This window comes from Oceanobacillus sp. FSL W7-1293, from assembly GCF_037969815.1.
Classification (GTDB): domain Bacteria; phylum Bacillota; class Bacilli; order Bacillales; family Amphibacillaceae; genus Oceanobacillus; species Oceanobacillus oncorhynchi.
Genome location: NZ_CP150212.1, coordinates 1,954,386 through 1,968,701 on the forward strand (window position 1 = coordinate 1,954,386; position 14,316 = coordinate 1,968,701).

The 14,316-nt window shown below is 38.4% G+C and carries 14 protein-coding genes and 1 riboswitch; of the genes, 13 read left to right on the forward strand and 1 reads right to left on the reverse strand.

Going from position 1 to position 14,316, the window contains the following annotated elements; translation table 11 throughout:
- Window positions 1-175: 175 nt before the first annotated feature.
- Window positions 176-871 carry a winged helix-turn-helix domain-containing protein gene (locus tag MKY65_RS09700; protein ID WP_339184321.1) on the reverse strand — a complete coding sequence of 232 codons (696 nt, stop codon included), beginning with the start codon at window positions 869-871 and terminating at the stop codon, window positions 176-178.
- A gap of 91 nt (window positions 872-962) precedes the next feature.
- Here MKY65_RS09700 and MKY65_RS09705 point away from each other — a divergent pair, with 91 nt between their 5' ends.
- From MKY65_RS09705 to MKY65_RS09765, 13 genes are all read left to right on the forward strand, one after another.
- A complete protein-coding gene (locus MKY65_RS09705) occupies window positions 963-1,439 on the forward strand; it encodes a DinB family protein (protein WP_339184323.1) in 477 nt (158 codons plus the stop codon).
- Window positions 1,440-1,753: 314 nt separating this feature from the next.
- Entirely contained in the window at window positions 1,754-3,157 is a 1,404-nt protein-coding gene (locus tag MKY65_RS09710; RefSeq protein ID WP_289585203.1) for an MDR family MFS transporter, read from the forward strand.
- 950 nt (window positions 3,158-4,107) lie between these two features.
- The gene (locus MKY65_RS09715; RefSeq protein ID WP_339184325.1) at window positions 4,108-4,581 is read left to right on the forward strand and encodes a hypothetical protein; all 474 of its coding nucleotides are present in this window, start codon (window positions 4,108-4,110) and stop codon (window positions 4,579-4,581) included.
- Window positions 4,582-4,694: 113 nt separating this feature from the next.
- Window positions 4,695-4,797, forward strand: a riboswitch (SAM riboswitch).
- A 95-nt stretch (window positions 4,798-4,892) separates the two neighbouring features.
- Window positions 4,893-6,008, forward strand: coding sequence for a 5-methyltetrahydropteroyltriglutamate--homocysteine S-methyltransferase (locus MKY65_RS09720; RefSeq protein WP_339184327.1), 1,116 nt, complete (start codon window positions 4,893-4,895; stop codon window positions 6,006-6,008).
- 396 nt (window positions 6,009-6,404) lie between these two features.
- Window positions 6,405-7,571, forward strand: coding sequence for an IS200/IS605 family element RNA-guided endonuclease TnpB (tnpB, locus tag MKY65_RS09725; protein ID WP_339184329.1), 1,167 nt, complete (start codon window positions 6,405-6,407; stop codon window positions 7,569-7,571).
- Between the two features lie 365 nt (window positions 7,572-7,936).
- On the forward strand, window positions 7,937-8,410 hold the full coding sequence (locus MKY65_RS09730; protein WP_339184331.1) for a GNAT family N-acetyltransferase: 474 nt from the start codon (window positions 7,937-7,939) through the stop codon (window positions 8,408-8,410).
- Between the two features lie 13 nt (window positions 8,411-8,423).
- Window positions 8,424-9,398 carry a zinc-binding dehydrogenase gene (locus MKY65_RS09735; protein WP_339184333.1) on the forward strand — a complete coding sequence of 325 codons (975 nt, stop codon included), beginning with the start codon at window positions 8,424-8,426 and terminating at the stop codon, window positions 9,396-9,398.
- Window positions 9,399-9,493: 95 nt separating this feature from the next.
- Window positions 9,494-10,294, forward strand: a complete 801-nt coding sequence (locus MKY65_RS09740; protein ID WP_339184336.1) for a GNAT family N-acetyltransferase — start codon at window positions 9,494-9,496, stop codon at window positions 10,292-10,294.
- A gap of 34 nt (window positions 10,295-10,328) precedes the next feature.
- Complete coding sequence (locus MKY65_RS09745; protein WP_339184338.1) at window positions 10,329-10,700, forward strand: hypothetical protein; 372 nt, start codon at window positions 10,329-10,331, stop codon at window positions 10,698-10,700.
- A 157-nt stretch (window positions 10,701-10,857) separates the two neighbouring features.
- Window positions 10,858-11,538, forward strand: a complete 681-nt coding sequence (locus MKY65_RS09750; protein WP_339184339.1) for a response regulator transcription factor — start codon at window positions 10,858-10,860, stop codon at window positions 11,536-11,538.
- Between the two features lie 105 nt (window positions 11,539-11,643).
- Complete coding sequence (locus MKY65_RS09755) at window positions 11,644-12,561, forward strand: ABC transporter ATP-binding protein (RefSeq protein ID WP_339184340.1); 918 nt, start codon at window positions 11,644-11,646, stop codon at window positions 12,559-12,561.
- Complete coding sequence (locus MKY65_RS09760; protein WP_339184342.1) at window positions 12,558-13,307, forward strand: ABC transporter permease; 750 nt, start codon at window positions 12,558-12,560, stop codon at window positions 13,305-13,307. Before MKY65_RS09755 ends, MKY65_RS09760 begins: the two co-directional genes overlap by 4 nt.
- 15 nt (window positions 13,308-13,322) lie before the next feature.
- Entirely contained in the window at window positions 13,323-14,234 is a 912-nt protein-coding gene (locus tag MKY65_RS09765) for a HAMP domain-containing sensor histidine kinase (RefSeq protein WP_339184344.1), read from the forward strand.
- The last annotated feature ends 82 nt before the right edge of the window (window positions 14,235-14,316 follow it).

The following is a 14,316-nucleotide window of genomic DNA, read 5'->3' on the forward strand; positions in this document are numbered from 1 at the left end:
GACATGGCTTATACAATAATCAAGGAAAGCGAAATGATTTTTTCAAATAATTAATGCGCACAGCGGAAATCAAAGCGCTCTATAATGCTGATAACGAGAAATAAAACATCATTTGAAATATGCCGATGTTGCGGCAGCTCAAATGATGTTTTTTCCCATAAGGATATAGAATAAATCAACCCAAATTGCTCGTATCTATACCCAAAGATTCCTCTAATCCTTTTATTCCTGTATCAGTAACTTTTACAGCACGGCCAGGTAATCTCTCAATCCAGCCTAAATCAAACAATTGAAGTAAAATTGCATTTCCGAGAGCTCCTGCCAGGTGATAACGTCTTTCACTCCAGTCCAGACATTTTCGGGCAAAGTGTCTTCGTTTTTGTCGTAAAGAATTCAGGTCGATTTTAAAGCTGTTAAAGAATTCTTCTCCAGCCTTCGTTACTATAAAAACGTCTTGATCTTCCACCACATATTCTTTTTCTACCAAGGTCTCTGTTATTAATACACCAAGCTTCCCTGCTAAATGGTCATAACATGTTCTGGCAATTTGAATTTTTTCAGAGCGTGAAAAATCCTTCAACGAATTCACTTGAGCAGACGGAGCAATAACAGTCAACATTTCGATTGCCTGAGCAACCTCGGCGTTCGCAATTCGAAAATAACGATGCCGGCCATGTTTTTCCACGCGAAGTAAATTTCCTTCTACCAGTTTTGCTAAATGGCTACTTGCTGTTTGCAAAGATACATTTGCCCTTTTTGCTAATTCGCTTGCAGGAAGTCCATCAAGATCAAGAAGAGCTTCTAACATTGCAGCCCTTGATGAATCAGCCATTAGTTTTGCAACATATGAAAAGTCAGGTCTGCTTCCCATTATTATTCCTCCCAAAACATTCATACTTCGATTATAGACGAAGTATCTGCGTGCTACAATAGGTTGTATAAGACGACAGGAGGATTATGAAATGAATACAAATGAATTGATTACTCTTAATTTTGAAGAAGTCCGACGCAGAAGCGAAAAAGTTTGGAGAGCAATACCAGAAGAATTGCTGCAATGGAGACCTGATGAAAATGCAATCAGCTGCTCTGAAATGATTAGGCATGTATTAGAAGGGGAGTTTCTTTATCATCAAATTATCATTGGCAGAGGGAGTAGGGCGTTAACCAATATATCTAATCCTTTTGAGGATAGAGTATTTACAACAGTGGATGATGAATTGGAATTTGCTCAGAAGTACCGCAATGAATTTATTAAATATATAAAGGCAATACATGTAAATGATTTAGAAAATATTGAAATTGACCGTTCAGATGTTGGTTATAAAAGAAAACTGGGCGATATGTTATTGCGGATTGCGTATCATGAATCTGTACATACGGGACAACTGTTAAGTTATATGAGAACAATGGGGGTGAAACGACCTAATATATGGGATTAATTTCTTCTTTATTATGGTAGATTATAAAAAGCTGCGTAAAGTTAAAATAAATTACCAATCATTCTAAAACCATTCATGTATCTTATCAATAGATTATGCAATGGTTTTTTTAATGAAATTAAAAAGTGTAAATCGGAAAAGCTTTTCATCAGCTTATCCATATTAACCAAATCAAAATCCTTTGATGTAAAGAGGGCTTAACTGAATAAAAATGTTACAAAATAAGCGGAATGATTTGTTGTTCTCTTTCAAATATGATATTATGTTCTATTGTTGATTAAAAAGTAAATATTTTGTAAGGAAGTTGGTATAAAATGGAAAGCGAAAATACATTTGAAATTAAAAAATATATTCCGCTTTTCGCGGTATTATTATCCGGTGCTTTTGTCACCATATTGAACCAGACGCTGCTAGGGACTGCACTTCCACCTATCATGAAAGATTTGAATTTGAGTGAGAGTACAGCGCAATGGCTACAGTCGGTTTTTATGCTCGTAAATGGGATAATGATTCCAGTTACGGCTTTTTTAATTGATAAATTCACAACACGTAAATTATTTATGACTGCAATGGGATTGTTCACTATCGGCACGTTTATTGCAGCAATTTCACCAAACTTTTCATTGTTATTGGTTGGGCGGATTTTGCAGGCTTCAGGGGCCGGCATTATGATGCCGCTGATGCAGACGATATTATTCCTGACCTTTCCTGTTCATAGAAGAGGTACAGCAATGGGACTGTTTGGACTAGTTATTGCATTCGCACCGGCGATTGGCCCGAGTCTCTCAGGCTGGCTCGTGGATCAGTTCCCATGGCGCAGTGTATTCTATGTTGTACTGCCGATTGCTATTTTAGATATGATAGCGGCTTACTTCTTATTGAAAAACGTAACAGAGCTGAAGAAACCGAAATTGGATATTTTATCGGTCATCCTTTCTACAGTTGGCTTCGGTGCAATTCTATACGGTTTCAGTGTCGCCGGCGACGCAGGGTGGCTCAGTCTTCAGGTCATTCTTACGATTGTTATCGGCAGCATTTCTCTCTATTGGTTTATTACCAGACAGTTGAACTTGAAAGAACCGCTTCTTGAATTCCGGGTATTCAAACACAGCACATTCACGTTAGCAACGGCGCTTGGAATGCTGGTCTTCGCTGCGATGATTGGGACAAATGTTATTTTGCCGTTATATATGCAGAATATGGTTGGCTTCTCGGCGCTTGAATCTGGGCTTGTCTTGTTGCCCGGTGCGATTATAATGGGATTCTCCAACCCGATTACCGGTTATCTTTTTGATAGATTCGGAGGAAAATGGCTTGCTCGGGGCGGCTTGTTACTGCTAGCCTTGACAACTTTTGCATTCACGAATTTATCTGCGGATACAAGCTTCAACTATCTGGCAACCATGAATGCCATTCGCATGATTTCGATTGCCATGGTAATGATGCCTATGACAACCATGGCATTGAACCAGCTGCCTAACGAATTGATTCCGCACGGGACAGCAATGAATAATACATTCCGCCAAGTAGCTGGCTCGGTTGGTACAGCAGTGCTTGTAACAATCATGTCCACTGCAGCTATACCAGGTGAGGATATCAATGGTATTATTCATGGTGTGAATGTTTCCTTTATCGTAGCAGCAATTATTGCTATCGTTGGATTTATTCTTTCTTTTAAATTAAAAGAAGAGATAAAACCGGGAAATCGTGTCAGCTAAGGTTCTAATATCAAGCTAAATAAAGTACCAGGCATTGTAACAATTGATTATTGTTAGATGTCTGGTACTTTTTTTGATGGGGTATTGAAGAGAGTATTTACATTTATAGTTTCCTTCATAGAATTCTAAGAAAGTTGATCGGACTTGGTATATGGTATAATGGTGATTAGCATCATTTGGGAGGAATAAAATATAATTGAAGAAATTTAAAGATCAGAGAACTCGTTATTTTTTACACTTTAAGAAAGCATAAAGAATTCAAGGAATAAAGTATAAGTGCAACGGTTTTGATGGGGCGAGTAATCGCAGTCCCAACTAAGGCATTCACGAAAGGCTTGCACTCCAGAGTATAAGGGATTCTAAGAAAGTAAAATACGTTTTCAAGACTCCCTTTAGGAAAAGCTAGTCTGCTGCATGCAAAATTTGTGAATATTCATCCTTTTTCTGATGGAAATGGAATAACCTCTAGATTACTTATGAATTTTGAATTGATGAAGTCTGGATTTCCTCCAATTACAATTGAAAAGGACGATAGATTCAAGTATTACGAGGCTTTAGATATTTCTGGAACAGAAGGGGATTATGAACCCTTTCTATTGTTTATAGCCGAACGTTAGGTGAAAACGTTAGAGAATTATTTAGCTTTTTTAAAAGATTTATAAATAGAACCTTCATTTAGTAGAAGTTTATCGACACACAGGATGTGATAGGATGGAATTAAATCAAAAAGAAGATGAATTTGCTACGAAAACTACAGCTCAAAATTTGGGGGAGCGACTGGCTCTAAACTAACTGAGCGATAAAAAAGTTGTTACTGTCGTTTCAGAAACATGAAAATTTAGGGAAATCTTCAGTTGATATTGTAGTACAGTGAGTTAAAAGAATATATATTCATTAGGATGTAATAGTCCCTTATAATATAGGTATAGACAAGGAGGATTCAATGAATTTTGAATAATAAAAAAACGGATTTTTCTACCCTTGTTGCCAATCTGCTTACTGTTGGTCTAGTAATGGGTAGTATCGCAGTTATTGTAGCCATTCCTATTTTAATAACATATGGTTTATCTAATATTTTAGCAGGCTGGAATCTTATCGAAATACATTTTTTTGATAGTATTTTTATTAATTTTCTTTACTTCGGAGGATTGCTTTTTCTGTCTTACATGGTGGGGATGCTGTTTGATTTGTTATATATGCTAATCCTTAAAGCAGCGAAAATGAAACAGACAAAGAAAGTAATGCTTTGGAGTTATGTCGTTCAATGGTTGCTTAGTGTTAGTTTTTATAAAATATGTATTGAGCCCCTATTTACGAGAGTTAGTGTATCATGGAAAGGAGCAGCTATTTTATTTTTCTGCTTGTATTTGGCTGCTTTTGTAATCAGTGAAGATTATAAAATTTTTTCCGATAAAAAAAGGTAACGCAATCTTGATTTAAATCGATCGCAGCAAGGTTCCTATATTTTGGGATTCTCCTTGACGAATTCATTGCTTCCATGTAAAGTAAACTGTAATTATTCGTATAATTCCATATATTCTTATCGAGAAAGGTGGAGGGACTGGCCCGCTGAAGCCTTAGCAGCAGACGTTGATTTGTACTGTGCTAATTCCAGAAGCATTTTTGCTTGAAGATAAGAAGAGACTTTATCATATCGAACCTCTTCTATTTTCGGAAGGGGTTTTTTTAATGGAATATAGAATGAATATAGCAGATAAAGAGAAAGGGGTATTCGATGGCAATATCAGCAGAGACAAAAAATACACGTGCTCCATTCAGAGCAGATCATGTAGGAAGTTTTCTACGACCTAAGCGTTTAAAAGAGGCGCGTGCACAACAGGCAAAAGGAGAAATCAGTGCAGAACAATTGCGTCAATTGGAAGATGAGGAAATTATCAAACTGGTAGAACAGCAGAAAGAAGCAGGACTTCAATCCGTGACAGATGGGGAGTTTCGCCGAGCCTGGTGGCATTTTGATTTTCTGGAAGGCTTAGATGGTGTGGAAGGCTATACCGCAGAACAAGGTTTACAGTTCACTGGCGTGGAAACGAAAAAAAGAGGCATTAAGGTAACCGGTAAAATTGGTTTTAGTAATCATTATATGATCGAGCATTATAAATTCCTGCATGGTATTGCCGGAGATGCGGTTGCAAAATTTGCGATTCCGAGCCCGAACATGCTCTTTTTCAGAGCAGATTTTGAAGAAGGAATTTATGAAAATGATGAAGCCATTATTGATGACCTGGTTGCTGCTTATCGAGGGGTGATTCAGGCATTATACGATGAAGGCTGCCGCTACCTGCAGCTGGATGATACGTCCTGGGCAGCCTTTTTCTCAGAGAAGGGCAGAAATTCGTTGATTGAAAAAGGAAGAAATCCAGAGAAAACAGCTGAATTATGTGCGAGAGCAATCAATGAATCGATTGCGAACAGACCAGGTGATATGCTGGTAACAATGCATATTTGCCGGGGGAATTTCCAATCTACCTATATGTCAAGCGGCGGTTACGAAGCGGTGTCAGAAACGATTTTTGGCGGTTTACAGGTGGATGGTCTTTTCCTGGAGTTTGATGATGACCGCTCGGGCGGATTTGAACCCTTGCGTCATGTAAACTGTGATAATTTATTTATCGTACTGGGTCTTATCACGTCTAAGTTCAGCGAGCTGGAAGATCCGGAGGCTGTTAAAGCAAGAATTACTGAAGCGGCGGGCTATGTACCGTTGAATCAGCTTTGCCTGAGTCCTCAATGCGGGTTTGCTTCCACAGAGGAAGGAAACTTATTGAGTGAGGAACAGCAATGGGAAAAAATCCGGCATGTTGTGCGAATTGCTGAAGATGTCTGGAAATAAGAGCGATGAGCAAAGGAGATTTGGAGAGGTGGGCTTTCCGAATCTCCTTTTTGTCGAACTTTTTGAACACGCACTATGAATCATTTAGAGAAGGCTGTTTTGAATGTAGATACTTTTGAGCTAATAAACCAGTATTGAAAACGGAAGCTAAGGTGATGAACAAAAATAAATTTGCCATTATGTCACTGATTCGATAAGTAAAATTAAAAAGTAAGTAAGTGTTTATCGAAAAAAGGAGAGAAAACTCCCTCTTCAAGCGCGTAGAGGTAAGGGGGAGATGAATCTCCTATGCACAAAAGATTGCTTAGGAGTGTCTCACTTGTTCAATATAAAATCGAACAAGTGTTCCAAAAACATCCTTCTTCTGATATAATAGACAGGAGGAGGTTAGAAGCTATGAAAATAACAAAAGCATTTCGTTTTCGTATCTATCCGAACAAAAAACAAATCACCTTCATCCATAAGACAATCGGCTGCTCCCGCTTTGTCTACAACTATTTTACGGGAAAACAAAAAGACCACTATTGGCATACGGTGAATGAAATGGTACAAAATGGACAGCTTCTTCAAAATAATTGGAAGGGAGAATTTTTCAATAAAAATAAGGCAATCAAAGCGGTTCCAGAATTGAAGAAAAACTATCCCTTCCTCAAAGAAGTCGATAGTATTGCCCTTCAAAAAGCGGTGGAAAATGTTAATGATTCCTATACGCGCTATTATAAGAAGCAGAATAAGGCACCTCGTTTTAAATCAAAAAAGAATCCTGTCCAATCGTATACCACGAAACATGTCAATGGAAATATTGCTGTATTGGATAAACATATCAAACTGCCTAAGCTCGGATTGGTTCGCTTTGCCAAAAGTCGGGAAGTGGAAGGACGTATTATCAATGCAACGATCCGGCGCAATCCTTCAGGCAAGTACTTTGTTTCGATTGTAGCGGAAACGGAAGTTGAATACGATGAAAAGACAGATTCCTCTGTAGGCATCGATGTTGGAATAACTGATTTTGCAACTCTTTCCAATGGGACGGTGTATGAAAATCCAAAATTTTTCCAGACATTAGAAAAGAAGCTGGCAAAAGCGCAAGTGATTCTTTCAAGGCGACAGGTAGACTCAGCAAATTGGCAGAAACAAAAACGAAAAGTAGCTCGGCTTCACGAAAAAATTGCTAATAAAAGAAAAGACATGTTAGATAAAATCTCCACTGAGATAATCAAAAACCACGATATCATCGGAATAGAAGATTTGTCTGTAAAAAACATGTTAAAGAATCAAAATCTTGCGAAAGCGATTAGCGATGTATCCTGGTCAGCGTTCCGAACGATGCTGGAATATAAAGCGGTCTGGTATGGAAAGCAGGTTGTTGTAGTTTCGAAAAGCTATCCATCCAGTCAGTTATGTTCTCATTGTGGACACCAAAACAAAGACGTTAAAAATCTTGCTTTGCGTGCATGGACGTGTGATAGCTGTCAATGCCATCATCAAAGAGATATTAACGCAAGCAGGAATCTTCGTAAAGAAGCATTACGATTAACCGCAGGAACTGCGGGGATAGCCTAATCCATAATTGACCGGTAGGTTGGTGTTCTTAGGAATCTCCCACTTCAAGCAACCTTGAAGGTTGGTAAGAGGGGGTAGTTCAAGGTGAATAATATTGAAACAACTAACGAAAGGAGGAATTGATTTTTAAACGATTTGAACAAAAAAACGCTCCTCTCTTTGTCAACCTAATTTAAATCAAGGTTAACATGCAGACGCGAAAAATTAAATATAAATTCTAAAAAAATTCAAACAAAGAAAGAAATCATTATAATTTTTTGATATATTAGTAATAACAATAAGAATATTCAGCTGTTTTATCATGGGAAATAAAAGAATTTATACGAATGATAGTACATCGTTTCAAATAAAAGGGAGAATGTAGAATGGAAATTCGCAGTTTGCAAAGTTTGGATTACGATATCCTGATTCCGCAGATAAACGACTGGTGGGGCGGGCGTGATATGGCAGGAATGCTGCCTAAATTATTTTTTCAACATTTTAAGAATACCAGTTTGATAGCAGAAGAAGATGACGAGATAACAGGTTTTTTAATTGGATTTTTATCACAGGATCAGTCAGATGAAGCATATATCCATTTTGTAGGTGTACACCCGGATTACAGGAAGAAAGACATTGGAAAAACACTTTATGAGAAATTTTTCGCTAAAGTTAAAATGGCTGATCGGAAAATCATCCGCTCCATCACTTCCCCCGTAAATAAAACATCGATTGCGTTTCATCAAAAAATGGGCTTTGTGATCGAGCGAGGAGATAAAACAGTAGATGGTGTAGCAGTAAAAGCAAATTATGATGGGTTTGGCATTGATCGCGTTCTGTTTAAGAAAGAGCTGAAATAAGGGAGGAAATGAGATGAAAGCGGTTGTGATGAATGAATTTGGCGGATCAGATGTGCTGCAATTCAAAGAAATACCAAAGCCAGAACCTCAACCCGATGAAATTTTAATTAAAGTGATTTATACCAGCGTGAATTATGCTGATATTAAGAACAGAAATGGCAGTAAAGCAAAGGCAAATTTCCCGATGATTTTAGGTTTAGATGCTGCTGGAGCAGTCGAGAAGGTTGGAGCATCTATAGAAAGCGTCAAGCCTGGTGACCGTGTTATATGCTTTCCAAAAGGGGGCGCCTATGCGGAATATGTCCTGGCCTCGGAGTTACTTACTTTTAAAATTCCGGATGAATTAGATTTTAAAATGGCGGCAGCTTGCCCGACTGTTGGCTTTTTATCTTATAAATTAACATATGATTTAGCACAAATTAGTAAGGCAGATACGGTTTTAGTTCACTCGTCGGCTGGCGGTGTCGGTTCAACGATTATTCAGATGGCCAAATTGCTCGGAGCTAAACGAATTATTGGTACGGTCAGCAGCCTTGAAAAAAGCAGCGTGCCGCTTGAATTAGGAGCGGATGATGTTTATACATATACGGATTTTGATGAAAAAATAAAAGAAACAACAGATGGTAAAGGTGTAGATATTATTTTTGATTCGCAGGCTGGAGAGATAACCGAAAGAAGTATGGAGGTTTTATCGCATTTTGGCAGGCTGGTTCATTTTGGGAATTCATCAGGCGGCATTGGCAATTTTAATACAAAGGAAGTGCACGCGAGCTGCCGGTCTGTACTGGGATTCAGCTTAGGTACCACTAGAAAAGAAAGGCCGGAGACATTGGAAACCGTATCTCAAAATGTCCTTGAATTAATAGTGAACGGAAAAATAGAAATAAAAATCGGTGCGGAATATCCTCTTGAAAAAATAGCGGAAGCACATGATTTTATCAGCAGCAGGAAGAGTACCGGGAAAATATTGATTCATGTTTCTGATTGATGGGAATGCGATGAGGAGTAAGAGAAGGAATGAATGTCTTAGCTGAAAGAATGTAAAATTAGAAGCTACTATTGACGTCTATTGGAGGAAGCAGGATGATACGAAAACTGACAAAAGAGGATCATGTAAAAGTAATGGAGTTAGTGGAGCCTAAGGCTGCAGAAAATTTGTTTATTATTGGAGATATTGAAGCGTTTGGCTATGATTCAGATATTCAAGATGTCTGGGGGGAATGGGAACAGGAAGATTTAATCGCTGTTCTCCTGCGCTATCGTGAGAATTTCATTATTTACAGTGAAGGGGAGTATGATGTAAAAGGGTTTGCAGAGAGGATTAACGACTATAAACAGCGGTGCAATGTGAGTGGTCTGAAACTGGCTGTCACCCCTTTGCTTAAACACATGGATAAAGTCATTCGTGTACATAGAGAAATGTATTATGCATCTTGTGAAGAATTAAGCTACACAACGACTTTAGAACAAGCTGAGCAGGTAGAATATTTGCAGCCTGTTGATTATGAAGAGAACATCAAAATGCTGGAGTCTATTCCGGAATTTGCAGCAAGTAATGTAACCGTTGAATCGAGGGAGCATGCAGAGAAAAATAAGACAGGACGCACCTATTTTATTCGTGATGAGGAAGGGACGATGGTTGCATCTGCATCGACAACCGCTGAAAATTCCCATTCTGCCATGATAGTTGCTGTTTGTACGCGCCCAGGGTATGAGCGGCAAGGCTATGCAACGAAATGTATGGAAAAATTATGCACTGCATTATTAGCAGAGGGGAAGTCACTTTGTCTTTTTTATGATAACCCTGCGGCTGGAAGCATTTATAAACGAATGGGTTTTAAAGATATTGGGATGTGGACGATGATTCGTTATGAAGCGGAATAGGCTTTGGGTTTAATCAGAATAGGGGGCGGTTCAATTGAAGATTATTTCGTTTGAGCAAGAATCCGGCGTATCGATGGATACAGAAACAACGAAATTTACTGCGCATCGTCTTTTATTTGATGCCAATGATATAAGAATGAGTTATATGTATTTAGGAATAGAGGATAATATTCCTTTCCACGAAGCGCAGGCGGATCAGCTTTTTATGATTATATCTGGAGAAGGCTGGGTCTGCGGCGAGGAGGAGAACAAAATCCCTCTGACTGCCGGTAAAGCAGCATTTTGGAAAAAAGGAGCGCTTCATGCTGCGGGAACTGATTCTCAGATGACTGTTTTATGTGTGGAGGGGAAGCATTTAAACATAGAAAACATGCCTATATTAAAGAATGCTGTAACAGGTTATTAATTGATTATTTTTTCTATATAAAGGAGTGTGCATTTTAGATTTCCTATGCACTCCTTTATTTGTTTTGGTGAAGATTTAGACAGGTGCACTTTTCAAACGACGAAAGAGTGATTATTATAATAAAGTAATAGCAATTATACAAAAGTGAGTGGTAAACGTGAATGAAGAGAAACGAATTTTAATTATTGAAGATGATCAGGAAATCAGCAAATTGCTGCATGTTATTTTAACAAAAATGGGGATGACGCCAGTTTCTGCTTATTCAGGGACAGAAGGTCTGCTGCAGCTGAAAAGCAATCCATTCGATTTGATTTTATTAGATTTGATGCTGCCGGGGATAAGCGGCGAAGAATTTATTACCCAGGTCAGAGAGGAAAGTGCAATTCCAATTATTGTGATTTCCGCAAAGATTGGGGTAGAGGATAAAGTTCAAGTCTTGAAAATGGGAGCAGATGATTATATAACTAAGCCATTCCATCAGAAAGAGGTAGAAGCCCGCGTGGAGGTTCAGCTGCGAAAATCGATTGGCCAGCCCTCACAAAAAGACGAAAAGGTATGGCGTGGTCTGACTATCTTTCCTGAAAAGCTGTCTGTCACATTAGAGAACAAATCATTGCAGGTAACCAATGCGGAGTTTGATATTTTATCCTTATTTATTAATCATCCGGAGCATGCTTTTTCTAAAAGAGAGATTTACGAAAAAATTTGGAAAGACACGTATGTCGGGGATGATAATACCATTAGTGTCCATATCTCCAATCTGCGCAGAAAAATGGCTGAAGTCACACCTGAAGAGTATATCAGAACCATTTGGGGTGTCGGGTTCATGCTGGTTTGATTCTGTTCTGTCTTTCTTTATGAATTCTTTATGATTTGCTTAAAGGATTTTAATGGCTCTTGCGCTAAACTGGAAATAAGAAAATAGAGTGAAGGAGCCGAGAAAATGAGTGCTGTTATTCAGACGTATACATTAACTAAGAAATTTAAGCAGGAAGAAGCCATTAAACCGCTTGATTTTTCTGTAGGAAAAGGAGAGATTTGTGCCTTAATTGGTAAAAATGGTGCTGGTAAATCGACTATTTTTAAAATGCTTGCAGGGCAGTTAACGCCGACAACGGGAGAAATTTACTTGTTTGGTAAGTCAGGCAAAGAAATGATGCAGGCGAAAAAAAGAATGGGATTTATGATAGAGACGCCGGTCTTTTTCCCGGATTTTACAGCAATTCAAAATCTGGAGTACTTTCGGATTCAAAGGGGAGTTGCGGAAAAGAAGCAGATATATGACGTATTGGAAATTGTCGGGCTGGCCAATCAAAAGAAGAAAAAATTTAGAGAATATTCTATGGGGATGAAGCAGCGGCTGGGAATCGCGCTTTCTCTTTTAAGCAGCCCGGATTGTTTAGTGCTTGATGAACCAATTAATGGTTTAGATGCGGAGGGTATTACGGAAATTCGCAGGTTATTGATCCGGTTAAATCAAGAAAAGCAAATAACCATCTTGATTTCCAGCCATATTTTAACGGAATTGCAGCTGTTGGCAACGCGGTTTGTATTTATCAAAAACGGGGTGATCGTCGAGGATGTAAGCAAGCAGCTTCTGGATGAAAAAAGCAGGAAACAAATTCATTTAAAGGTGGATGATACAGCCAAGGCGGCACAGCTATTAGAACGTACTTATGAGGATATCCAATATAAATCCCTTCCTGACCAGGTTATCACGATACAAAATCATATTGAGAAGGCTGGAGAAATAAACCGCCTTTTAATCAAAAATGATGTATTGGTGATGGAATTCCGCGTCGAAGCATTGAATTTAGAGGAATATTTCTTAGGTTTAGTGGAGGGGGATGGCGAAAAATGATTAACTATTTGAAAAGTGAAAACTACCGTATATTGCATAGGAAAAGCTTATATCTCACTACTGCTATCTTTTTTCTCCTAATTACAGGTGCTGCATTCACTTTATATTTTTTTAGCAGTGTAGATGCAGATTTCCGATACGGCACAAGCAGCTTTTTCTATTCGAATGTCATTGGTATGGGGACACAAATAATTATTATCTCTTATTTGTATAATAGCATATTGACTGGTAAGGATATTACGCTGACAAAACAGGCAATTTCTTTCGGTATCTCTCGGAGCGTCATCTTCTGGTCAAAATTGCTTGTGACGCTAGGTTATTTTTTGTTGGTTTGTGCAGCAGGTTTACTCCTGATGATAGGATTAGGGCAGAGCTTTTTTGCGGAGGACCAAGGAGTAGTCAGCAATTTCTTCATTGCAAGCTTCAATATGCTGCCGATTGTGCTCAGCGGTTTTATTTTGATACATGCATTAAAAATGCTGAAAATCGCCGATATATATAATATCATTATTGTCGCGGTTATCTATATTTTCTTCGATGATATATTGCGCCTTATCTTCCGCCAGGTGAATGGATTGAATGAGTTATATACATTTGCTCCAGGTGCGTTATTGACGGATAATTTAATGCACTTTATGAATCAATCAGTACAATTGGATTATCGTTATTGGGTGACCGGTGCTGTCATCAGCGTCATTGCTTTATGGATAGGAGCGGGCAGATTTACGAAACAGGATATGGATTAAGGAGGAGGGGTGACAGTGAGCAGCTGGTTGATTATCGTTATATTGAGTATATTATTAGTCGTTTGTATCAGCATGCTGCTGTTACTTTATTGGGATATCAGAAGGATAACCAGTCAGCTCAAAGGCATTAATGAGAATTTTGGTACAAACGAATTAATCCGTACAAATACACACAGCAGAGGTTTGCTCCGGTTTATTACGTATATCAATCAGTTGATTCATCTATTTAAGCAGGATCAACAGCATAAGCAAAGGAGAGAAGAAGCATTAAAGCAGGAAATCACCAATCTCTCACATGATTTAAGAACGCCGTTAACATCGATTAAAGGATTTTCTGAATTGATGGCAGATCCCTCTTTGTCAGATGCAGAGAAAAAAGAGTTTTTGGCTATTATTCAAAAGAAAATTGATCATTTAACGATGATGGTGGATCAGTTTTATGAGCTTTCCCAAATAGAATCTTCGGACCAGAAATTCAGCATGCAGCAGGTATCGTTGAATCAGCTGGTAGTGGATACGATGCTGCTGTTTTACCATGATTTTGAGAAAAATAAGCTGCAGATAGAAATAGACGAGACGGCTGTACCCCCTATTTTAGCAGATGAAAAAGCAGTCCATCGGATTATCAGTAATATAGTTCAAAATGCATTACGATATGCGGAAAGTTATTTTACCATCAGGCTGGCAGAAGAAGAGGAATGTGTCAGGCTGGAAGCAGAAAATGATATCACCGCATTGGATGACAAAACGGAGCTCCATCGGATTTTTGACCGGTCGTATCGGATGGACAGCAGCAGAACTGGCGGACAGCTAGGATTGGGTTTGCATATTGTCAGGCAATTGGTTATTAAATTAGGTGGCCAGATAGACGCTAATATCGATGGAAATAAGTTTCAAATCATTGTATTATTCAAAAAGTGGATATAATCTATGCGGAATAAATAATCGCAGTCTGTGAAGATTATACCAAATACTTTTTAGGAATAATTTACCATAATTTCATTGGAAA